The organism is Streptomyces sp. NPDC087906, assembly GCF_055584925.1.
The window spans coordinates 70,026-91,197 of the sequence record NZ_JBVJLC010000016.1; the positions used below are offsets into that span (position 1 = coordinate 70,026).

23 protein-coding genes are annotated in these 21,172 nt (G+C 69.7%); 16 read left to right on the forward strand and 7 right to left on the reverse strand.

Going from position 1 to position 21,172, the window contains the following annotated elements:
- The first annotated feature begins 31 nt into the window (after window positions 1-31).
- A complete protein-coding gene (locus tag ACZ63I_RS32230) occupies window positions 32-511 on the forward strand; it encodes an ArsI/CadI family heavy metal resistance metalloenzyme (protein ID WP_469342859.1) in 480 nt (159 codons plus the stop codon).
- Here ACZ63I_RS32230 and map read toward each other — a convergent pair.
- Window positions 432-1,226: a type I methionyl aminopeptidase gene (gene map / locus ACZ63I_RS32235; RefSeq protein ID WP_469342860.1), complete on the reverse strand. Its 795-nt coding sequence runs from the start codon at window positions 1,224-1,226 to the stop codon at window positions 432-434. The two genes, ACZ63I_RS32230 and map, sit on opposite strands and share 80 nt — an antisense overlap.
- Before the next feature lie 130 nt (window positions 1,227-1,356).
- On the opposite strand from map, the gene ACZ63I_RS32240 reads away from it, so the two are divergent.
- Complete coding sequence (locus ACZ63I_RS32240; protein WP_041986034.1) at window positions 1,357-1,623, forward strand: helix-turn-helix transcriptional regulator; 267 nt, start codon at window positions 1,357-1,359, stop codon at window positions 1,621-1,623.
- 89 nt (window positions 1,624-1,712) lie between these two features.
- On the forward strand, window positions 1,713-2,744 hold the full coding sequence (locus tag ACZ63I_RS32245) for a zinc-binding alcohol dehydrogenase family protein (RefSeq protein ID WP_469342863.1): 1,032 nt from the start codon (window positions 1,713-1,715) through the stop codon (window positions 2,742-2,744).
- A gap of 70 nt (window positions 2,745-2,814) precedes the next feature.
- Here the strand turns inward: ACZ63I_RS32245 and ACZ63I_RS32250 are convergent, their stop codons facing one another.
- The gene (locus tag ACZ63I_RS32250; protein WP_469342864.1) at window positions 2,815-3,660 is read right to left on the reverse strand and encodes an SCO4651 family lipoprotein; all 846 of its coding nucleotides are present in this window, start codon (window positions 3,658-3,660) and stop codon (window positions 2,815-2,817) included.
- A gap of 132 nt (window positions 3,661-3,792) precedes the next feature.
- Between ACZ63I_RS32250 and ACZ63I_RS32255 the strand changes: the two genes are divergently transcribed.
- A complete protein-coding gene (locus ACZ63I_RS32255; RefSeq protein WP_469342934.1) occupies window positions 3,793-4,146 on the forward strand; it encodes a phosphotransferase in 354 nt (117 codons plus the stop codon).
- A 51-nt stretch (window positions 4,147-4,197) separates the two neighbouring features.
- Here ACZ63I_RS32255 and ACZ63I_RS32260 read toward each other — a convergent pair whose 3' ends face one another.
- Window positions 4,198-4,770, reverse strand: a complete 573-nt coding sequence (locus ACZ63I_RS32260; protein ID WP_078863475.1) for a hypothetical protein — start codon at window positions 4,768-4,770, stop codon at window positions 4,198-4,200.
- A 116-nt stretch (window positions 4,771-4,886) separates the two neighbouring features.
- On the opposite strand from ACZ63I_RS32260, the gene hemL reads away from it, so the two are divergent.
- From hemL to ccsB, 7 genes are all read left to right on the forward strand, one after another.
- Window positions 4,887-6,212 carry a glutamate-1-semialdehyde 2,1-aminomutase gene (gene hemL, locus ACZ63I_RS32265; protein WP_469342865.1) on the forward strand — a complete coding sequence of 442 codons (1,326 nt, stop codon included), beginning with the start codon at window positions 4,887-4,889 and terminating at the stop codon, window positions 6,210-6,212.
- Window positions 6,209-6,901 (forward strand): histidine phosphatase family protein, encoded by a 693-nt coding sequence (locus ACZ63I_RS32270; protein ID WP_469342866.1) that lies wholly within the window; start codon window positions 6,209-6,211, stop codon window positions 6,899-6,901. The genes hemL and ACZ63I_RS32270 overlap by 4 nt, the downstream gene beginning before the upstream one ends.
- A 127-nt stretch (window positions 6,902-7,028) precedes the next feature.
- The gene (locus tag ACZ63I_RS32275; protein ID WP_469342868.1) at window positions 7,029-8,279 is read left to right on the forward strand and encodes a polysaccharide deacetylase family protein; all 1,251 of its coding nucleotides are present in this window, start codon (window positions 7,029-7,031) and stop codon (window positions 8,277-8,279) included.
- A gap of 120 nt (window positions 8,280-8,399) precedes the next feature.
- Window positions 8,400-9,023, forward strand: coding sequence for a TlpA family protein disulfide reductase (locus ACZ63I_RS32280; RefSeq protein ID WP_469342869.1), 624 nt, complete (start codon window positions 8,400-8,402; stop codon window positions 9,021-9,023).
- Window positions 9,024-9,069: 46 nt separating this feature from the next.
- Window positions 9,070-9,792, forward strand: a complete 723-nt coding sequence (locus ACZ63I_RS32285; protein ID WP_469342935.1) for a cytochrome c biogenesis CcdA family protein — start codon at window positions 9,070-9,072, stop codon at window positions 9,790-9,792.
- A 4-nt stretch (window positions 9,793-9,796) separates the two neighbouring features.
- Complete coding sequence (resB, locus tag ACZ63I_RS32290) at window positions 9,797-11,584, forward strand: cytochrome c biogenesis protein ResB (protein ID WP_469342870.1); 1,788 nt, start codon at window positions 9,797-9,799, stop codon at window positions 11,582-11,584.
- On the forward strand, window positions 11,581-12,675 hold the full coding sequence (gene ccsB, locus ACZ63I_RS32295) for a c-type cytochrome biogenesis protein CcsB (RefSeq protein WP_469342871.1): 1,095 nt from the start codon (window positions 11,581-11,583) through the stop codon (window positions 12,673-12,675). Before resB ends, ccsB begins: the two co-directional genes overlap by 4 nt.
- 108 nt (window positions 12,676-12,783) lie before the next feature.
- Here ccsB and ACZ63I_RS32300 read toward each other — a convergent pair whose 3' ends face one another.
- From ACZ63I_RS32300 to ACZ63I_RS32310, 3 genes are all read right to left on the reverse strand, one after another.
- Window positions 12,784-14,211: an alkaline phosphatase family protein gene (locus tag ACZ63I_RS32300; protein ID WP_469342872.1), complete on the reverse strand. Its 1,428-nt coding sequence runs from the start codon at window positions 14,209-14,211 to the stop codon at window positions 12,784-12,786.
- A 381-nt stretch (window positions 14,212-14,592) separates the two neighbouring features.
- A complete protein-coding gene (locus tag ACZ63I_RS32305; RefSeq protein WP_469342873.1) occupies window positions 14,593-15,081 on the reverse strand; it encodes a nucleoside deaminase in 489 nt (162 codons plus the stop codon).
- Window positions 15,078-15,368, reverse strand: a complete 291-nt coding sequence (locus ACZ63I_RS32310) for a PLD nuclease N-terminal domain-containing protein (RefSeq protein ID WP_469342875.1) — start codon at window positions 15,366-15,368, stop codon at window positions 15,078-15,080. The genes ACZ63I_RS32305 and ACZ63I_RS32310 overlap by 4 nt, the downstream gene beginning before the upstream one ends.
- A 97-nt stretch (window positions 15,369-15,465) precedes the next feature.
- Between ACZ63I_RS32310 and ACZ63I_RS32315 the strand changes: the two genes are divergently transcribed.
- Both ACZ63I_RS32315 and mqnP read left to right on the forward strand, forming a co-directional pair.
- Window positions 15,466-16,917 carry a menaquinone biosynthesis decarboxylase gene (locus tag ACZ63I_RS32315; RefSeq protein ID WP_469342876.1) on the forward strand — a complete coding sequence of 484 codons (1,452 nt, stop codon included), beginning with the start codon at window positions 15,466-15,468 and terminating at the stop codon, window positions 16,915-16,917.
- Entirely contained in the window at window positions 16,914-17,816 is a 903-nt protein-coding gene (mqnP, locus tag ACZ63I_RS32320) for a menaquinone biosynthesis prenyltransferase MqnP (RefSeq protein WP_469342877.1), read from the forward strand. The genes ACZ63I_RS32315 and mqnP overlap by 4 nt, the downstream gene beginning before the upstream one ends.
- Before the next feature lie 25 nt (window positions 17,817-17,841).
- Here the strand turns inward: mqnP and ACZ63I_RS32325 are convergent, their stop codons facing one another.
- Window positions 17,842-18,387 carry a rhomboid family intramembrane serine protease gene (locus tag ACZ63I_RS32325; protein ID WP_469342936.1) on the reverse strand — a complete coding sequence of 182 codons (546 nt, stop codon included), beginning with the start codon at window positions 18,385-18,387 and terminating at the stop codon, window positions 17,842-17,844.
- A gap of 316 nt (window positions 18,388-18,703) precedes the next feature.
- Between ACZ63I_RS32325 and ACZ63I_RS32330 the strand changes: the two genes are divergently transcribed.
- The 3 genes from ACZ63I_RS32330 (at window position 18,704) to mqnE (ending at window position 21,166) form a co-directional block, all read left to right on the forward strand.
- Window positions 18,704-19,345, forward strand: a complete 642-nt coding sequence (locus ACZ63I_RS32330) for a UbiX family flavin prenyltransferase (RefSeq protein WP_469342937.1) — start codon at window positions 18,704-18,706, stop codon at window positions 19,343-19,345.
- Between the two features lie 75 nt (window positions 19,346-19,420).
- On the forward strand, window positions 19,421-19,876 hold the full coding sequence (locus ACZ63I_RS32335) for an Lrp/AsnC family transcriptional regulator (RefSeq protein WP_041985979.1): 456 nt from the start codon (window positions 19,421-19,423) through the stop codon (window positions 19,874-19,876).
- 111 nt (window positions 19,877-19,987) lie between these two features.
- Complete coding sequence (gene mqnE, locus ACZ63I_RS32340; protein ID WP_469342878.1) at window positions 19,988-21,166, forward strand: aminofutalosine synthase MqnE; 1,179 nt, start codon at window positions 19,988-19,990, stop codon at window positions 21,164-21,166.
- Window positions 21,167-21,172 lie beyond the last annotated feature (6 nt).

Consider the following 21,172-nt stretch of genomic DNA (forward strand, 5'->3'; position numbering starts at 1 on the left):
TCGACATTCATCGATGCAGGAGGCCGCAGCCATGTCCCGTGTCCAACTCGCCCTCAACGTCGGCGACCTCGAAGCGTCGGTCGCCTTCTACTCCAAGCTGTTCGGCGTCGAACCCGCCAAGCGCAGGCCCGGCTACGCGAACTTCGCGATTACCGCCCCGCCGCTCAAACTCGTCCTCATCGAGGGCGAACCGGGTCAGGAGACCCGGCTGGACCACCTCGGCGTCGAGGTCGCGACGACCGAGCAGGTCACCGCCGCCACCACTCGGCTCAAGGACGCCGGGCTCGCGACGTTCGAGGAGGACGACACGTCCTGCTGCTACGCCGTCCAGGACAAGGTGTGGGTGCACGGCCCCGGCGGCGAGCCGTGGGAGGTGTACGTCGTCAAGGCGGACGCCGACCGGATGGGCTCCGCCCCCGACGAAGCCCTGGTCAGTGGCCGGGCGTCGACGACTTCTTCCGGGCTTCCCGGCTCTTGCTGCTCTGCTCGTTCTTCTGAGGGCGTCGGGTGAGGACCAGCGGGCCGGACTCCGTGACCGCGACGGTGTGTTCGGAGTGGGCGGTGCGGGAGCCGTCGGCCGAGCGGATCGTCCAGCCGTCCGGGTCGAAGACGATCTTGTTGGTACCGGCGGCGAACCAGGGTTCGATCGCGATCGTCAGACCCGGGCGCAGCTTCCAACCCCGGCCGGGGCGGCCGTCGTTGGGGATGTGCAGGTCTTCGTGCATCGTGCGGCCGATGCCGTGGCCGCCGAACTCCAGGTTGACCGGGTAGCCGTACTCGGCGGCGACGCCGCCGATGGCCGCCGAGATGTCGCCGAGCCTGTTGTCCGGCACGGCGACCTTGATCGCGGCCTCCAGGGCGACCTCGGTGGCCTCGATCAGCCGCAGGTCCTCCTCGGCCGGGGTGCCGACGACGACGGAGTGGGCCGAGTCGGCGGCCCAGCCGTCGACGGTCACCGCCATGTCCATCGTCAGCAGATCGCCGTCGCGCAGTTTGTAGCTGTGCGGCAGCCCGTGCAGCACGGCGTCGTTCACCGACAGGCACACCACGTTGCGGAACGGGCCCTTGCCGAACGAGGGCGCGTAGTCCCAGTAGCACGATTCCGCGCCGCGCTCCTTGATCCGGCGGCGCGCGTGGTGCTCCAGGTCCATCAGGTTGACCCCGACCGCCGCCAGGTCGCCCAGCTCGGCCAGCACCTCGCCGACGAACCGGCCAGTGACGTGCATACGCTCGATGTCTTGCGGAGATTTGTGCACGATCACTGCGATCCTCGATTCCCCAGGGCGGCCGACAGGTATATTTATACCAGAGGGTGCGATGGTTGCCGCCGTACACCCACGCCTCTAGCATGTGGGCATGGTTCGCCATCCGCTCGCTCCCGAACAGATCGAGGCGGGCCGACGCCTCGGGGCCGCGCTGCGGACCGCCCGAGCCGGACGCAGCCCCGCCGAAGTGGCCCTGGCGGCGGAGATCTCGCCCGAGACCCTGCGCAAGATCGAGACCGGCCGGCTGCCGACGCCCGCGTTCGGCACCGTCGTCCGGCTCAGCGAGGTCCTCGGCGTACCGCTCTCCGACCTCGCCGCGATCTGGCGCACGGACCCGGCCCTCAGTCAGGCGTCCTAGTCGCCCTGGGCGTATCGGCTGTCCTTGGCCCCTCCCGGCGCGGGCCTGACCCGGTTGCCCCTGCCGCCCGCCCGCCGCACGCTGGAACCATGACCACCGCCGGTTCCGTCCCGGAAACACCCCACAGTTGGGCCGTCGACAGGCCAGGGCCCATGGACACCGGGCCGCTGGTACGGGTCCGGCGCCGCCCGGCCGCGCCGGGCCCGGGGGAGTTGCTGCTGCGGGTGGAGGCATGCGGCGTCTGCCGTACGGATCTGCATCTCGCCGAGGGCGATCTCGCGCCCCGGCACCCGTCGACCGTCCCAGGGCACGAGATCGTCGGGCGCGTGATCGCCGTGGGTGACGGCGTGACCGCGTTCGGTCTCGGTGACCGCGCCGGCGGTGCCTGGCTGCGCGGCACCTGCGGGACATGCCGCTACTGCCGGGCGGGGAAGGAGAACCTCTGCCCCCGGTCCGTGTACACCGGCTGGGACGCGGACGGCGGCTTCGCCGACCTGGCGCTGGTTCCGGCCGCCTTCGCCTACCCACTCCCCGAGGACCAGGACGCCGCCTCGCTCGCGCCCCTGCTGTGCGCGGGGATCATCGGCTACCGCGCGCTGCGCCGCAGCGCACTGCCCGAGGGCGGGCGGCTCGGCATCTACGGCTTCGGCGCCTCCGCCCATCTGGCGGCGCAGGTGGCGCTGGCCGAGGGCGCGACCGTCCACGTACTGACCAGGTCGGCGCGGGCACGGGAACTGGCGCTCAGCCTGGGCGCCGCCTCGGCCGGCGACGCGTACGACCGGCCGCCCGAACCCCTGGACTCCGCCGTCCTGTTCGCCCCCGTGGGCGACCTGGTGCCGGTGGCCCTGGAGGCGCTGGACCGCTCCGGCGCGCTGGCGATCGCCGGCATCCACCTCTCCGACATCCCCTCGCTGAACTACCAGCGCCATCTCTTCCAGGAACGGGACCTGCGCAGCGTCACCTCCAACACCCGCCAGGACGGCCGGGAGTTCCTGGCCCTCGCCGCGCGGATCGGTATCCAGGTCACCGTGAGCCCGTACCCGCTGAGCCGCGCCGACCAGGCGCTGACCGACCTGGCGGCGGACCGCGTCAACGGCGCCGCCGTACTCGTACCGGACTGACCCGCGGGGCCGCGGCACCGAACCAGCCGGTGTCCCGCCGCGTTCCTCACCGGCCGAGCGATTGCCCGGGCTACTGGTCGAGTGACGCGTCGCGCTGCTTCCTGACCTGCTCGGTGAGATCGCCGGTGTCGGCGGCGGGCGGGGCCGTGACCGGCTTCGTGGCACCGAACTTCAGGAAGTCCATGGTGATGTTCGTCCCTCCGCCGCGCTGCTCGAAGCGGACGGGCAGGTCCTTCCCGTCGACCCAGACATCGAGACTCATCTTTCCGCCGCTCCCCACCATGGCGGTGACGGCGGCCTTCTTCTCCTGGGCGGTGAGACGGGAGGAGTTGATCTGCTCGGCGCCGACGCTGCCCCGGTAATGCGTGGTCCTCTTGCCGCGGATCGTGTCGTCGCCGACCTTCTTCACGTTCTTCGAGGCGCCGATGTAGCGCAGGCTCGCCGTCGGGTCGGCGTTGGCCAGCATGCTCTTCGCGCCCGACTCGCCTGCGATGGCGGAGAGTTCGATCCGCATCCAGTGCTTGCCCTTGAGCGGGCCGCTGGGCTGCGGGTCCACCTCGTAGAAATACGCCCCGTCGACCATCTTCATGGTCAGTGTCGGGTCGTCCTGGAGCGACTGCATCTGCGCGTTGGCGGTGTCCATCTGGACGTCGAGCGCTGCGCCGTCGCCCCAGGAGTAAGTCCCGTTCATCGAGACGGGCTTGCCACCGTTGGCGGTGATCGTGGTCGTCGTCCGCACCTCGGCCGAGCCGAGTTTCGACGCGTTGTCGGAGGCGCGGGTCAGCGCCGACATGATCGTGTCGGCCTGATCGACAGCGCGGACCGTCTTCTTCGCGGCTTCCGCGCCACACGCCGTGGTCGCGGCCAGCGCGACGACGGCGATGCCCGCCCATGCCGCCGTCCGGATCTGCTTCATGAGTCCCCACCCCTGAACTGTGAAGGCCCTGTGTCCTCCACGCGGAGGCAGACTCTAGCCGGGCCGCGGACACCCGCTCGCCCCGGGCACGGTCCCGCGCGAACCTAGGATCGTGCGGTGGACGCCAACGACATGCCGACCGCCGAGGTCTCGGTCTCCCCGGAGCTGGTACGCCGGCTGCCCGTCCCCGCGCCGGTACGTACCGGGCAGCCGGGCCGGGGCTATCCCTGGGCCTGGAGCGTGGTGCCGTTCCTCCCCGGCGACATCGCGGCCCGCACACCGCCGGCCGATCCAAGAGAGGCCGCGCGGGTCCTCGCCGGATTCCTCTCAGCGCTGCACCAACCGGCCCCACTTGATGCCCCCGCCAACGCGCCCCATTCCGCCGCGCATACGCCCAAGCCGACGACCCCACCTGGACACGCGCCCGAGGCTGGGCGCTGGCACTGGCCCTGGTCTTCCTTACCCACTCGGCGGACAACCCCCTGATGGCCGACATCGGCCGCCACACCCTGACCGAGGTCCTGACAGAGGCGTAGGTCAGGGCCAGACCAGGCAGTACGGCTGGTGGCCCGCCTCGTGGAGGCGGTGGCTGAAGTCCTGCCATTCGTGGAGCATCTGGTAGACGTTGAACGCGTCGCGCGGGCCGCCGCGGTCCGGGACCGTGGACCAGATGAAGGCTGCCGCGCCGACCGACTCCTCGCCTATGTCGCGCAGCGGGTCGACCACCGTCATCGGGAGTTTGACCACCGCGTAGTCCGGGTGCAGGACGACCAGTTCCAGCGGGGGGACCTTGTGCAGGGGCATGCCCTGGATGCCGGTCAGGACCATCGCCGCTATCGTCTCGGGCTTGACCTTGCTGAACATGCCGCCCATGCCCAGCTCGTCGCCGCCCAGCTCCTCGGGGCGCATCGAGATCGGGACGCGCGCCGCCGTGGCTCCGTCGGGGGCGCCGAAGTACTTGTAGGTCACCCCCACGCGGCCCCCGCTCCTGCTCGTCGGAGGGGGCGGCTCGTCACGTGCTTCCCGCTCGTGGCGCCGGTGTTTCCCACGCCGGGCAGGCTCGGGACCCAGGCCGTCGGTCCCCTCGCCCAGTCCGCCACCGCGATGCATATCTCCACCCGACCACTCGCAGCCCCGGCCGCGCAACCCGATCATCGTGACAGTGACCTCCCCAACGAACGTGCGGTGAAACACCTGTCCGCAAGAACATCCGCGCCTCTGACACCATGGATTGCGTGAGCTTCCCCTATGACGCCCCAGTTTCGCAGACCCTCTTCGACCGCGCCGCCCTTGTGACACCCGGCGGCGTGAACTCTCCTGTCCGCGCCTTCCGGGCCGTGGGCGGTACGCCCCGTTTCATGGTGTCCGGTACCGGTCCATATCTGATCGATGCGGACGGCCGCGAATATGTCGACCTCGTATGTTCTTGGGGGCCGATGATTCTCGGTCATTCCCGGCCAGAGGTTGTCGAAGCGGTCCAGGCCGCCGTGGCGCGCGGCACGTCCTTCGGTACGCCCGGGGAGGGCGAGGTCGCGCTCGCCGAGGAGATGGTGGCCCGAATCGGACCCCTCGAACAGGTGCGGCTGGTCTCCTCGGGCACCGAGGCGACCATGTCCGCGATCCGGCTCGCGCGGGGTTTCACCGGCCGCGCGAAGATCGTGAAGTTCGCCGGCTGCTACCACGGACATGTGGACGCGCTGCTCGCCTCGGCCGGATCAGGGGTGGCGACCTTCGGGCTGCCGGACACACCGGGGGTCACCGGAGCGCAGGCCGGCGACACCATCGTCCTGCCGTACAACGACCTCGGGGCCGTACAAAGGGCCTTCGCGGCGAACGCCGGCGAGATCGCCTGCGTGATCACGGAGGCATCGCCGGGGAACATGGGCGTCGTGCCGCCGCGCCCCGGCTTCAACGCCGGGCTCAAGGAGCTGTGCGCCGCCGACGGCGCGCTGTACATCTCCGACGAGGTGATGACCGGGTTCCGTACGTCGAAGGCCGGCTGGTACGGGATCGACGGCGTCGAGCCCGACCTGATGACCTTCGGCAAGGTCATGGGCGGCGGCTTCCCCGCCGCCGCTTTCGGCGGGCGCGCCGAGATCATGGGGCGGCTGGCCCCGGTCGGCCCCGTCTACCAGGCGGGCACGCTGTCGGGCAATCCCGTCGCCACCGCGGCCGGCCTCGCGCAGCTCCGGCTCCTCGACGACGCGGCGTACGCGAAGCTCGACGCCGTCTCGCTGGAGATCCAGGACCTGCTGACGGCCGCTCTGGACAAGGAGGGCGTGGCGCACAGCGTGCAGTCGGCGAGCAACATGTTCTCCGTGTTCTTCACACCGGACGACGTCCACGACTTCGAGGGCGCCAAGAAGCAGGAGTCGTTCCGCTTCACCCCCTTCTTCCACTCGATGCTCGCCGACGGCGTCTATCTGCCGCCGTCGTCCTTCGAGTCCTGGTTCGTCTCGACCGCCCACGACGAGCGCGCCGTCGAGCGGATCGCCGCCGCGTTGCCGGCCGCCGCGCGCGCCGCAGCCCAAGCCACGGAGAATGCCGAATGACCAGCCCTGACAGCACGGAAGAGTTCACCGTCGTCCATCTCATGCGCCACGGTGAGGTCCATAACCCCGACGGCGTCCTCTACGGCCGCCGCACCGGGTTCCACCTCTCGGAGCTGGGCCGGCAGATGGCCGACCGGGTCGCCGAGCATCTGGCGGGGCGTGACATCACTCACGTCGTCGCCTCCCCGCTGGAGCGGGCCCAGGAGACGGCCGCGCCCCTCGTCAAGAGCCACGGGCTGACGCTGGAGACGGACGAGCGGCTGATCGAGGCCATGAACATCTTCGAGGGCAAGACCTTCGGGGTCGGCGACGGCGCCCTGCGCAAGCCCGCGAACTGGAAGTACCTCACCAACCCGCTCCGGCCGTCCTGGGGCGAGCCGTACGTCGACCAGGTCGTCCGGATGATGGGCGCGCTGACCAGCGCGCGGGACGCGGCGCGCGGGCACGAGGCGGTGTGCGTCAGCCACCAGCTCCCGATCTGGATCGTGCGCAGCTTCCTGGAGCGCCGCAGGCTCTGGCACGACCCGCGCAAGCGGCAGTGCACCCTCGCCTCGCTGACGAGCGTCACGTACCAGGGGAACAGGATCGTGTCCGTGGGCTACTCCGAGCCCGCGCGCGACCTCGTACCCGCTCATCTGCTGGCCGGAGCCAAGCCCGTGAAGGGTGCGGGTAAGGCTTACGGAGCGTAGTGATGTTAGTCATACAAGAGTAAAGATATGACAATTACAAGAACCTCCGCGTTTGCTACGACATCTCACGTGTTGCCGCTTGTAAAAGAGAGGGGCCAACGCATGTACCAACGCGGATGGGGACAATATGCGCGACATCAGCAGGAGGGGTCTGCTCGGAGCCGGAATCGGCGCCGCAGCCGCGATCGGAATCGCGGGCTGCGGCACCGGCCGGACCGAATCACATAACAAACCGACAGGCAACAGCAGCGTCGCACCCGGTGGGCACGGAAAAGCGGCGGGACCTCCGCACAAGGACGTCAAACTCATCGGCGACGGTTCCACGGCCGACACCGGGAAACAGCCCAACCAGCCTGCGGCGCCCATTCCGCTGGAACCGGGTCAGACCCCGCCGCAGTTCGTCATCTTCTCCTGGGACGGGGCGGGCGAAGTCGGCAACGGACTCTTCCCGCGCTTCCTGCAACTCGCCAAGGAACACAACGCGGGGATGACCTTCTTCCTCTCCGGGCTGTATCTGCTGCCGGAATCCAAGAAGGACATGTACCGGCCGCCGAACAACCCGACCGGCGCCTCGGACATCGGCTACCTCACCGACGAGCACATCAGGTCCACCCTCACCAACGTCCGCCAGGCCTGGCTCGACGGACACGAGATCGGCACCCACTTCAACGGCCACTTCTGCGCCGGCTCGGGCTCCGTGAACAACTGGACCCCGGCCCAGTGGCGCGACGAGATCGACCAGGCCGTGTCGTTCGTCACCCAGTGGCGTACCAACTGCGCCCTGCCCGACGCCGACCCGCTCCCCTTCGACTACGCGAAGGAACTCGTCGGCAGCCGCACCCCCTGCCTGCTCGGCCAGGAGCGGCTGCTGCCGGCGGCCGCCGAACTCGGCTGGCGCTACGACGCGAGTTCCCCCGGCGGAAACCAGGTCTGGCCCGACAAGAAACAGGGCATCTGGGATTTCCCGCTCCAGGGCATCCCCTTCCCCGGGCACAGCTTCGAAGTCCTCTCCATGGACTACAACATCCTCGCCAACCAGTCGAAGAATTCGACCCGCGGCATGACCGCCAACTACCCGGCCTGGCGCCAGCAGGCGACCCAGTCGTATCTCTCCGGTTTCCGGCGGGCGTACGAAACGAACCGGGCGCCGTTCTTCATCGGCAACCACTTCGAGGAGTGGAACGGCGGAATCTATATGGATGCCGTCGAAGACGCGATGAAGGAGATCGCAGGTACCCAAGACGTGCGAATGGTGTCGTTCCGGCAGTTCACCGACTGGCTCGACGTCCAGGACCCCGCCGTACTCGCCAAGTTGCGCACCCTTGAGGTCGGACAGAACCCGGCCGGCGGCTGGAACACTTTCCTCAAAGCCGTCTGACAGCCTTCGCACAGCCGCCCGGCCCGGGATTCACAGCCGCCCGGCTCGGGATTCACGGGCGCTGCCGGCACGGAGGGGGGTGCGCAAGATCCCCCGAAACGCCCATGCGAAACTTTTCACATGAACTTTGGCAGCGCCCCCCGACGCCGCTCCAGCCGTCGACTCCGCGCCGTCGCCCTGCCGGTCGTCGGCGTGGCGGCGGCGCTGGTGCTGACGGCGTGCAGCGGCGGCGGCAAGTCCGGCGGCGGCGGCAACACCAACTTCGTGTCGAGCAGCGGCGGCATAGACACCGTCGCGAAGGCCGACCGCGGCTCGGCCGTGAAGATGTCGGGCGAGACGCTCACCGGCAAGCAGCTCGACGTCGCCGACCTCAAGGGCAAGGTCGTCGTGCTGAACGTCTGGGGCTCGTGGTGCTCGCCCTGCCGCGAAGAGGCGCCCTATCTGGTGCGCGGCGCCCAGGACCTCGGGCCCAAGGGCGTGGCGTTCGTCGGGATCAACACCCGCGACGAGTCGAAGGGCCCGGCGATCGCGTTCGAGAAGGACAGCGGTCTGACCTACCCGAGCTTCTACGACCCGGCGGGCAAGCTCATCCTCAACAGCTTCCCCAAGGGCACACTCAACCCGCAGGGCATCCCCTCCACCATCGTGCTCGACCGGCAGGGGAAGATCGCGGCCCGGTCGCTGGGCGGGGTCAACACCGACTCGCTGCACAAGATGATCGACCCGCTGATCGCGGAGAAGTGATCCCGTGCTGGCTCTCGCCGAGGCATCCCTGCAGAACGGCACGATCATGGACGGCGCGCTCATCGCGGCGCTGCCGATCGCGCTGCTGGGCGGCCTCGTCTCGTTCTTCTCGCCCTGCGTGCTGCCGCTCGTGCCCGGCTACCTCTCGTACGTGACCGGCGTCGCCGGTACGGATCTGGCGGACGCCCGACGCGGCCGGATGGTCGCCGGCGCCGCGCTGTTCGTCATCGGCTTCACCGCGGTCTTCGTCTCCGGCGGCGCGCTCTTCGGCTTCTTCGGGGAGCGGCTCCAGGAGAACCGGGACGTGATCTCCAAGGTCCTCGGTGTCCTGCTGGTCGCCATGGGCGCGTTCTTCATGGGCATGATGCCCTGGCTCACCCAGCGCGAATTCCGCTTCCACAAGCGGCCGGTGACAGGTCTGGTGGGCGCACCGCTGCTCGGCGCGCTCTTCGGCGTCGGCTGGACGCCCTGCCTTGGCCCGACCCTCTCGTCCGTCAGCTTCCTGGCGATGAATCAGGCGAGCGCGGGCCGGGGCGCGATACTGACCGTCGCGTACTGCCTCGGTCTCGGCGTGCCCTTCCTGCTCGCCGCAGTCGCGTTCCGCAAGGCACTCGGGGCGTTCGGCTGGGTCAAGCGGCACTACGCGTGGGTGATGCGGATCGGCGGCGCGATGATGATCGTGACGGGTCTGCTGCTGCTGACCGGCGCGTGGGACAGCATCGTGCAGCAGACGCAGTCCTGGTCCAACGGCTTCACGGTGGGGATCTAGTTCCATGAGCAAGACAGAGCCCGACAGCACAGCGCGGGCCGACAGCACAGCGCGGGCCGACGACACAGAGCGGGCCGACGACACAGAGCGGCCAGCAGGTGAGGTCAGGGCCGAGGTCCAGGACGCCACAGAACTCGGCGCCGCAGGGTCCCAGCTCTCCACCGCCCCCCGCGAGGAATCCCTCATCGGCGGCCCGGTGCTGGGGGTGGTCGGCTGGGCGCGCTGGTTCTGGCGGCAGCTCACCTCCATGCGGATCGCGCTGCTCCTGCTGTTCCTGCTCTCCCTCGGCGCCATCCCCGGCTCGCTGATCCCGCAGAGCGGCAGCGACCAGCTCAAGGTCGAGACGTTCCAGAAGCAGCATCCGACGGTCTCGCCGATCTACGAGAAGCTCCAGCTCTTCCACGTCTACAGCTCGGTGTGGTTCTCCGCGATCTACATCCTGCTGTTCATTTCCCTCATCGGCTGCATCGTCCCGCGCACCTGGCAGTTCGTCGGCCAGCTCCGCGGCCGGCCGCCCGCCGCGCCCAAGCGGCTGACCCGGCTGCCCGCCTACACCACCTGGCGCACCACGGCCGAGCCCGAAGAGGCGCGCACGGCGGCGCTCGCGCTGCTCAAGAAGCACCGCTTCCGCGCCGACGCGGCGGGGGACGCCGTCACGGCCGAGAAGGGCTATCTGCGCGAGGCCGGGAACCTCATCTTCCACGTCGCGCTGATCGTGATGCTGGTCTCCTTCGCCGGCGGCCAGCTCTTCAAGTCCGAGGGCGGCAAGCTGATCGTCGAGGGCGGCGCCTTCTCCAACACCCTCACCCAGTTCGACGACTTCAAGTCGGGCGCGCTCTTCGACACCGACAACCTCGCCCCGTTCAGCTTCACCCTCGACAAGTTCGTCGGCACCTGGGAGCGGCAAGGACCCGAGATCGGCACGGCCAGGACCTTCGAGGCGAAGGTCCGCTACACGGCGGGTCCCGGGGACCAGGAACGCACCAAGCTCATCAAGGTCAACAAGCCGCTCGTGGTCGACGGTTCGAAGGTCTACCTGATCTCGCACGGCTACGCGCCGACCGTTACCGTCAAGGACGGCAGGGGCAAGGTCGTCTTCTCCGGTGCGACGCCGCTGCTGCCCTTCGACACCAACCTCTCGTCCAGCGGCGCCATCAAGGTGATGGACGGCTACCGGGACAAGAACGGCAAGAAGGACCAGCTCGGCTTCGCCGCCCTCTTCGTGCCCACCTACGGCGGCAAGGCGTCCGGGCAGATGTTCTCGCAATTCCCCGACCTCGACTTCCCGGCGCTCAACATCGGCGCGTACCACGGGGATCTGGGCGTCAACGCCGGTGTGCCGCAGAACGTGTACCAGCTCGACACCAGCAAGATGAAGCCCTTCAAGGACGCCAAGGGCAAGATCCTGAAGAAGACGCTGCTGCCGGGCGAGACCCTGACGCTCCCCGACGGCGCCGGCTCCATCACCATGGACAAGACCATCAAGCAGTGGGCGAGCTTCCAGATCACCCACCAGCCCGGCGCCGGCTGGGCCCTCGGCGGCGCCATCGCGGCCATCCTGGGGCTGGCCGGCTCCCTCTTCATCCAGCGCCGCCGCATCTGGGTCCGGGCCACCCGGGGCGCCGACGGCATCACCGTCATCGAGATGGCGGGGCTCGGCCGCAGTGAGTCCGCCAAGCTCCCCGAGGAGCTGGGCGATCTGGCCCTCGCCCTCAACGCCCAGGCGCCCACGGCGCCCGAACCCGCCGAGACTGCCGAAACCGTCGAAACTGTCGAAGGGGCTGAGAAGTGAATCTCGCCGCCGCGGTAACCAACGAGAGCCTGGCGCACACCAGCAATGTGCTGATCTATTCATCCATGGCCGTCTATATGTTCGCCTTCTTCGCGCACATCGCGGAGTGGCTGTTCGGCAGCAGGAGCAAGATCGCCCGCACCGCCGCAGCGCTGACCGGTGACGCGAAGGAGTCGACGGCGGCCGGCTCCGTCAAGGTGCAGGTGGCCCGGAAGGGCGCGGGCACCGCCGTACTGGACCGGCCGAAGGTCGTCGTCAGGACCGCGTCCGGCACCCGTGACGTCCCCGACGGACCCGGCGCGGCGGGCGGTGACGAGCAGGGCGACATGTACGGCCGGATCGCCATCTCCCTCACCATCCTCGCCTTCGTCATCGAGGCCGGGGGAGTCCTCACCCGCGCGCTGTCCGTACAGCGGGCGCCGTGGGGCAACATGTACGAGTTCAACCTGACCTTCTCCACGGTCGCCGTCGGCGTGTACCTCGTCTTCCTCGCGCTGAAGAAGAACATCCGCTGGCTCGGACTGCCCCTGGTCACCACGGTCCTCCTCGACCTCGGCCTCGCTGTCACCGTCCTGTACACCGCGAGTGACCAGTTGGTTCCCGCCCTGCACTCGTACTGGCTGTGGATCCACGTCTCCACCGCGATCTTCTGCGGCGCCGTGTTCTACGTCGGCGGGGTCGCCACGCTGCTCTACCTCTTCCGGGAGCGCTACGAGTCCAAGCTGGCGGCGGGCCGCCGGCCGGGCGCCTTCGCCACCTCCGTCATGGAGCGGCTGCCCGCATCGGCCACGCTCGACAAGTTCGCCTACCGCGTCAACGCCGCCGTCTTCCCGCTCTGGACGTTCACGATCATCGCGGGCGCGATCTGGGCGGGCGACGCGTGGGGCCGGTACTGGGGCTGGGACCCGAAGGAGACCTGGTCGTTCATCACCTGGGTCGCGTACGCGGGCTACCTGCACGCCCGCGCCACCGCGGGCTGGAAGGGCCGCAAGGCCGCCTACCTGGCGCTGATCGCCTTCGGCTGCTGGCTGTTCAACTACTACGGCGTGAACATCTTCGTCACCGGCAAGCACTCGTACGCGGGCGTCTGAGCGGTCTGCTCGCCCCGTACCGCCCGTACGCCTGCCGCGTACCGCCCGTACCGCCCGTACCGCCCGTACCGCCTGCCCCGTCCGTACGGGGCAGGCGGTACGCGTATGTCAGCGGCGCGGCCGCACGCCCGGCTCCTGCTTCGGTACGGTCTGGCCGCCGCCCGGCAGCGTCGGCTTCGGCAGCGTCGCTACCTCTTCCTTCGCCTCCGCCAACTGCTCCGCCGTGTCCGTCGGCAGCTCCGGCGGCCGGTGCGCCGCCGACCCGAAGCCGAAGGCGGACGTCAGGTCGCCGAAGGTGCGGCGGCGCCACTCGGTGATGTTCGGCTCCTCGACCCCGGTGAACCGCTCAAGGAATTGCAGGACCGACGTGTGGTCGAACGCCTCACCGGCGGCCCATCCGCCCACCGTCCACGGCGAGATGACCAGGCACGGCACCCGGAATCCGCCGCCGATGGGCAGCCCCTGGACGAACTCGTCCACCGTCCCGGCCTGCGGCGTCGGCGGCACGACATGGTCGAAGAGGCCGTCGTTCTCGTCGTAGTTGAGGATGAAGGCCGTCTTGCGCCACACCGCGGGGTTGGACGCGATGGCCTCGATCTTCGACGCCACGAAGTCCGCACCCGCGGCAGGCAGGTAGTCGGGGTGCTCCGACTGCGCAGCCGTCGGCAGGATCCAGGACACGGCGGGCAGCCGGTCGTTGCGCGCGTCGTCCTCGAAGGTCCCCTCGGGCTGCGCGACCATCGCCCGGTCGTACAGCGGATCGCCCGGCTTGGCGTCCTGGAACCGCTGGAACTCCGACAGCATGTTCGTGCCGTAGTTGTCGGTCTGCTGGTACACCTTCCAGTCGATCCCCGCCGCCTGGAGGCGCTCGGCGTACGTCGTCCAGCCGTACGGCCTGGGCGCGGAGTTGGAGATGACAGGGCCGCCCTTGGTGCCCGACGGGTCGATGCTCCCGGTCATCCAGTAGAGCCGGTTCGGCCACGTCGGGCCCATCACCGAGCAGAAGTAGTTGTCGCAGATCGTGAACGCCTCGGCCAGCGCGAACTGGAACGGGATGTCGTCGCGCGTGTAGTAGCCCATCACGTACGGGCCGTTGACGCCGTCCGCCTTGCGGTGCGCGGGCAGCCACTGGTCCATCGCGCCGTCGTGCCACGCCTGGTGCTGCACGGCCCACGCGTGACTGGTGGACGGGATGGCCTGGGCGCTCGTGGTGTGCGTGTCCAGGTGGAACGGCAGGGTGTAGCCCTGCGGGTTGACCGTGTCCGGCTGGTGGAACACGGACCTGCCGGTGGAGAGTTCGCGCGCGTGGGGGTCGGCGAAGCCGCGCACTCCCTTGAGCGTGCCGAAGTAGTGGTCGAACGAGCGGTTCTCCTGCATCAGCAGCACGACATGCTCGATGTCGTGGATCGAGCCGCCGCGCGCGGGGCCCGCGGCCACCGCCTTCTGGATGCTGGGGGGAAGCAGACTCAGACCGGCGGCGCCACCGAGCACACCGGCCGTCGAACCGAGCAGTCTGCGACGGGTCATTTCGGGCATGGGTATTCCCACTTCCCTTGAGACGCATGGGGGTTTGGTCGACCGCAGTCGACTCTCGCGGGGCGCGGGTCCCGAGGAAGAGGGGGATTGCGTGAACGGCACTTCAAGTCATCGCAAAGGCGCCAATTGATCGCAAAGTGTGCCAGTGGTGCGGTCGTGGGTGCCCCGGGGCTCGCCGTAGCCGCCCGTACGGTACGTGCCGCCTGGTCCGGGCAGGTGCCGCGGGACCCGCTGACCGTACGTCAGATCGCTTCCGGAGCACGGCGGACGGCGGCCGTGGCGAGCGCGTCGGCGGACCGCGCCGTACGGGCCCGGTCACCGCCGGTCGCCCGGCGTTCACCTGGAGTGCGGCAAACGGTCGGAACGGGCCGGGTGCGGCGGTCAGTCGCGGCCGATGTCCTCGTACCAGAGTTCGGGGCGGTCCTCGATGAACGAACGCATCATCGACGCGCACTCCGCGTCGTCCACGAGCACAATCTCCACGCCCTGCCCGGCGAGCCAGTCGTGCCCGCCGTGGAACGTCCGCGCCTCGCCGATCACGACCCGCGAGATGCCGAACTGCCGCACCAGACCGCTGCAGTACCAGCACGGCGAGAGCGTCGTCACCATCGTCGTGCCCCGGTAGGAGCGCTGCCTGCCGGCGGCGCGGAAGGCGGCCGTCTCGGCATGCAGCGAGGGGTCGCCGTCCTGGACCCTGCGGTTGCGGCCCCGGCCCAGCAGCGCCCCGTCGGGCCCGTACAGCGCCGCGCCGATGGGGATGCCGCCCTCGGCGAGACCGGCGCGCGCCTCGGCGACGGCGGTCACCAGCCACTCCCGCGCCCGTACTCCGTCCGACGCCCCGCCGGTTGCGGACGCCCCGTCGGACGTCACGACTTCGGCGGGGTGTCTTCGTCGCGGTCCTTGAGGGACCGCAGGAACTCCGGGTTGTCGTCCGGCGCGACCCAGCCGCCCCGCCCCGCCCGCCCGCCGCGCGCCGCCCGCCTGTCCCGCCCCACGACCAGCCAGGCGATCGACCCGACCAGCGGGAACAGCAGCACGAGAATCGCCCAGACGGGCTTGGGCAGATGGCGGACCTCCTTCTCGTCACTGGTGAGGCAGTCGATGAAGGCGTAGATGCTGAGGCCCAGCGGCACCAGAATCATCAGCACCCGAAGCATGGCGGGTCCCCTCTGCGCGTGGTCCGCGCGTGGCGGTCGGGACCGGATCGCGGCCCCGTGACGGGACCAGCGTAGCGAGTGACCGATACTTGACCTCATGGCTTATGACGATCTTCGCTCGCTGCTCAGGGCGCTGGAGCGCGAAGGCGACCTCAAGCGCGTGAAGGCCGAGGTCGACCCGTATCTGGAGATCGGGGAGATCACCGACCGCGTCAACAAGGCCGGCGGGCCCGCGCTGCTCTTCGAGAACGTCAAGGGCTCGTCGATGCCGCTGGCCATGAACGTGTACGGGACGGACCGCCGCCTCCTCAAGGCGCTCGGCCTGACGTCGTACGCGGACATCAGCGACAAGATCGGCGGGCTGCTCAAACCCGAGCTGCCGCACGGCTTCGTCGGGGTGCGCGAGGCGTTCGGCAAGCTCGGCACGATGGCGCACGTACCACCCAAGAAGGTGAAGGAGGCGCCCGTCCAGGACGTCGTCCTGACAGGTGACGACGTGGACCTGGACCAGTTGCCCGCGCTGTTCACCTGGCCCGAGGACGGCGGCTCGTTCTTCAACCTCGGCCTGACGCACACCAAGGACCCCGAGACGGGCATCCGCAACCTCGGGCTCTACCGCCTCCAGCGCCACGACCGGCGCACCATCGGCATGCACTGGCAGATCCACAAGGACAGCCGCAACCACTACCAGGTCGCCGCCAGGCGCGGTGAGCGGCTGCCGGTCGCCATCGCCTTCGGCTGCCCGCCGTCCGTGACGTACGCGGCGACGGCGCCGCTCCCCGGCGACATCGACGAATACCTCTTCGCCGGGTTCGTGCAGGGCAAGCGGATCGAGATGGTCGACTGCAAGACCGTGCCGCTCCAGGTGCCGGCGCAGGCCGAGGTCGTCGTCGAGGGCTGGCTGGAGCCCGGCAAGACGCTGCCGGAGGGCCCGTTCGGCGACCACACCGGCTTCTACACGCCGCAGGAGGAGTTCCCCGCCCTCACCGTCGACTGTGTGACCATGCGCAAGCGGCCGCTGCTCCAGTCGATCGTGGTCGGCAGGCCGCCCACCGAGGACGGGCCGCTGGGCCGGGCGACGGAGCGGTTCTTCCTGCCGCTGCTGAAGATCATCGTGCCGGACATCGTGGACTACCACCTGCCGGAGTCGGGCGGTTTCCACAACTGCGCGATCGTCTCGATCGACAAGAAGTACCCGAAGCACGCGCAGAAGGTGATGCACGCCGTCTGGGGTGCCCACATGATGTCGCTGACCAAGCTGATCGTGATCGTGGACGCCGACTGCGACGTGCACGATCTGCACGAAGTGGCCTGGCGGGCGCTGGGCAACACCGACTACGCCCGCGACCTCACCGTCGTGGAGGGCCCGGTCGACCATCTCGACCATGCCTCCTACCAGCAGTTCTGGGGCGGCAAGGCGGGGATCGACGCGACGAGGAAGCTCCCCGAGGAGGGGTACACGCGGGACGGCGGCTGGCCGCATATGGTCGAGTCCGATCCCCGGACGGCGGCGACGGTCGACCGCCGTTGGAAGGAGTACGGCCTGTGACCAGCGCTGCGGCGCCCATGCGGCAACCGAGCCACACCAAGGCGTTCCTGCGGCTGGTGATGATCGAGCACTCGGTCTTCGCCCTGCCGTTCGCCTACATCGCGGCACTGACCGCGATGTTCCAGCTCGACGGCAACATCCACTGGGTCCGGCTGCTCCTCGTCACGGTGGCGATGGTCGGCCTGCGCACGTTCGCGATGGCCTGCAACCGGATCATCGACCGGGAGATCGACGCCCGTAACCCCCGTACCGCGGGCCGGGAGATCGTCACCGGCGCGGTGTCCGTACGGTCCGCGTGGACCGGGGCCGGGGTCGCCGTCGTCGTGTTCCTCGGCGCCGCCGCGCTGCTCAACCCGCTGTGCCTGGCGCTCGCGCCGGTCGCCGTCGTCCCGATGGTGGTCTATCCGTACGGCAAGCGGTTCACCAACTTCCCGCACGCCATCCTGGGTGTCGCGCAGGCCATGGGGCCGGTCGGCGCCTGGATCGCGGTGACCGGCGAGTGGTCCTGGGACGCGGTGATCCTCGGTCTCGCGGTCGGGATCTGGATCGGCGGCTTCGACCTGATCTTCGGCTGCCAGGACGTGCAGGCGGACCGCGCGCACGGCGTGAAGTCCGTACCGGCGCGGTTCGGCATCCCGGCGGCGCTGTACGGGGCGCGCGCCGCGCACGCCGTCACGACCGTGCTGCTGGTCTGGTACGGCCTGGCGACGCACGCCGGGGCGTTCTTCTGGGTCGGTCTCGTCGTGGTCGCCGGGGCGTTCCTCTACGAGCACACGATCGTGAAGCCGCACGACCTGTCCCGGCTCAACAGGGCGTTCTTCTCGGTCAACGGCTTCGTCGGGATAAGCCTGTTCTTCTTCGCGCTGCTCGACCTGCTGGTGCGCGGCCTGACGGTGTGAGCCGGGACCCTGGTGAGCGGGGGTCTCACGGCGTGAACAGGGCAGCCTGCGGGCGGCGTTCCTTGCGGAACAGGAACGCCGCGAGCACGCCGCCCACCAGCCCGAACAGATGGCCCTGCCAGCTTATTGACGGGTCACCGGGCAGGACGCCCCACAGCACCGAGCCGTAGACCACCAGCACCAGCAGGCCGATCACGATGTCGAGCGCGCTGCGGTCGACGAAGCCGCGTATCAGCAGGAAGCCCAGCAGGCCGAAGATCACCCCGGAAGCGCCGACCGTGTTGGTGTGGTCGGCGGCGGTGAGCCAGACCCCGAGGCCGCCGACCACCATGATCGTGAGGACGACGGCGGCGAACCTGCGCAGCCCGCCGAGGGCCGCGAGGAAGCCGAGGACCAGCAGCGGGACGGTGTTCGAAGCGAGATGCTCGAAGCCGTGGTGCAGGAAGGCCATCGGGATCACGTCGCGCAGCTCACCGGGGCTCCGGGGGCTCAGCCCGAACGTGTCGAGGGAGCCGCCCGTCGCGGAGTCCACGATCTCCAGCACCCAGAGCAGCGCGACCCAGGCGGCCATCACGGCGCCCGCGGCCTTCACCCGGCCGGCCCTGCCCGGCCTGCGCGGTGCGGTGGTGTCGAGGTTCGGATACGGCATCGCAGCCCCCTGCGGTCCTGAGCGGGCCGGGACACATCCCCGGCCCTGCCGTCTCTGCAACGCGCGGCGCACCGTCCGCGGTTCCTGAGCCCGCTTCCCGGCCTTGGCGGGTTCTCGCCATCGGCGGCCGGATAGGCTCGGCCGGGTGAAGCCCGGACAGCCCGCAGACCCGCACGGCCGGCAGGACCAGCACGCCCGGCACGGCCAGGACGGCCCCCGGCGGCCCTGGGTCGTCGGCGTGTCCGGCGCTTCGGGCACCCCGTACGCCGCCGCCGTGCTGCGCGGCCTGCTGGACGCGGGGGAGAGCGTCGACCTCGTGGTCAGCAGGGCGTCCCGGCTGACGCTGCTGGACGAGACGGGCATCGCCTTCCGCGACGCGCACTGGCGCGAGGACCTGGCGGCCTGGCTGGCGCGCGGCGCCGACGGCAAGCCCGGCACGTTCGCGCCCGACCTGTCCGGTGTCCGCCACTGGAGCGCGGGCGATCTGGCGGCGGGCCCGTCCTCCGGGTCGTACCCGGCCAAGGGCATGCTGATCGTGCCCGCTTCCACCGCGTCCGTCGCGGGGGTGGCGCTCGGCCTGTCGAAGGACCTGTTGCAGCGCGCGGCGAGCGTGACGCTGAAGGAGCGCAGGCGGCTGGTGGTCGCCGTCAGGGAGACCCCGCTCGGCGGGCAGACGCTGAAGCAGCTCGTCGCGCTGGACGAGGCGGGCGCCGTGGTGCTGCCGGCGTCCCCCGGTTTCTACGCGGGGGCGACGCACATCCAGGACCTGGTGGACTTCGTCGCCGGCCGGGTGCTGGACGCCGCGGGCGTGCCGCACGGGCTCTATCGCAGGTGGACCGGGGACCTCGGCGGATCTCACGGCGGATCTCGCGGAGACTGAGGCGCGGCCCGATTCCGTCCTTCGTTTCTGAGTGTAATCTTGCGCGATCGCTGAATAATGGAAGGCTTCAGGTATATGGACGCCGTGGACAGGCAGCTCATCCAGGCCCTCAGAGAGAACGGCAGAGCCTCGTACGCGGAGCTGGGCCGGCTCGTCGGCCTCTCCGGGCCCAGCGTCACCGACCGCATCAACCGCCTGGAGACCGCGGGCGTCATCACCGGCTACCGCGCCACGGTCGACTCGGCCTCCCTCGGGCTCGGCGTCACCGCGCTGATCGGGATCTCCCTCTCCGACGCGGCCGACCACGAGGACGTGGCGCGCCGGATGCGCGATCTCGGCGAGATCGAGGACTGCTGGTTCATCGCGGGCGACGACTCGTACATGCTCAAGGTGCGCGCCGACAACGTGGACGGTCTGGAGAAGACCATCGGCCGGCTCAGCAAGACCAAGGGCGTCTCCAGGACCCGCACCACCATCGTTCTCTCCACGAAGTGGGAGAACAGGGTCGGCGAGCTGCCCGAAGAGGTGTGAGCCGCCGCGCGGCGGCGCGGGCGGCCCCGGCACGGAGGGCCGCTGCGGTCGTGTCGGTGCGGGGGCGTAGGCTCGACAGGCCCGATTGGTAGACGTATGGGAGGCGGCCGGATGACTGCATCGATCCAGGATGTGGGCTTCAAGCGCGAGCTGGAGGAGAAGGTCCACGCCGGGGAGCGGCTGTCCCGTGAGGACGGCGTCGCCCTGTACGAGACCGACGACCTGGCCTGGCTCGGCGGCCTCGCCCACGAGGTGCGGACCCGTAAGAACGGTGACGTGGTGCACTTCAACGTCAACCGCCACCTGAACATGACGAACGTGTGCACCGCGTCCTGCGCGTACTGCTCGTTCCAGCGCAAGCCGGGCGAGAAGGACGCGTACACGATGCGCATCGAGGAGGCCGTCCGGCTCGCCAAGGCGATGCAGGGCGAGAACCTGACCGAGCTGCACATCGTCAACGGCCTGCACCCCACGCTGCCGTGGCGGTACTACCCGCGCTCGCTCAAGGCCCTCAAGGAAGCGCTCCCCGAGGTCTCGCTCAAGGCGTTCACCGCCACTGAGATCCACCACTTCGAGACCATCTCGGGGCTGACGGCGAGCGAGATCCTGGACGAGCTGATCGAGGCTGGGCTCGAATCGCTGACCGGCGGCGGCGCCGAGATCTTCGACTGGGAGGTCAGGCAGCACATCGTCGACCACAACACCCACTGGGAAGACTGGTCGCGTATCCACCGCCTCGCCCACGAGAAGGGTCTCAAGACCCCGGCGACGATGCTGTACGGGCACATCGAGGAGCCCCGGCACCGGGTGGACCACGTCCTGCGGCTGCGCGAGATGCAGGACGAGACGAACGGCTTCCAGGTCTTCATCCCGCTGCGCTACCAGCACGACTTCGTGGACATGAAGGACGGCAAGGTCCGCAACAAGCTCCAGGTGCGGACGACGATGGCGACCGGCGCCGAGGCGCTGAAGACCTTCGCCGTCTCCCGGCTGCTCTTCGACAACATCCCGCACGTCAAGGTGTTCTGGCCGATGCACGGCGTGCAGACGGCGCAGCTCGCCCTCCAGCACGGCGCGGACGACATGGACGGCTCGGTCGTCGAGTACAAGATCACGCATGACGCGGACAACTTCGGCACGCCCAACAAGCTGGGCCGCGAGGATCTGCTGGAGCTGATCAGGGACGCCGGCTTCCGCCCGGTCGAGCGCAACACCCGCTACGAGACCGTGCGCGAGTTCCCGGGCCCCGACCCGGACCGGCGCGAGTCGCCGCAGCCCATGCGGGTGTGAGGACCG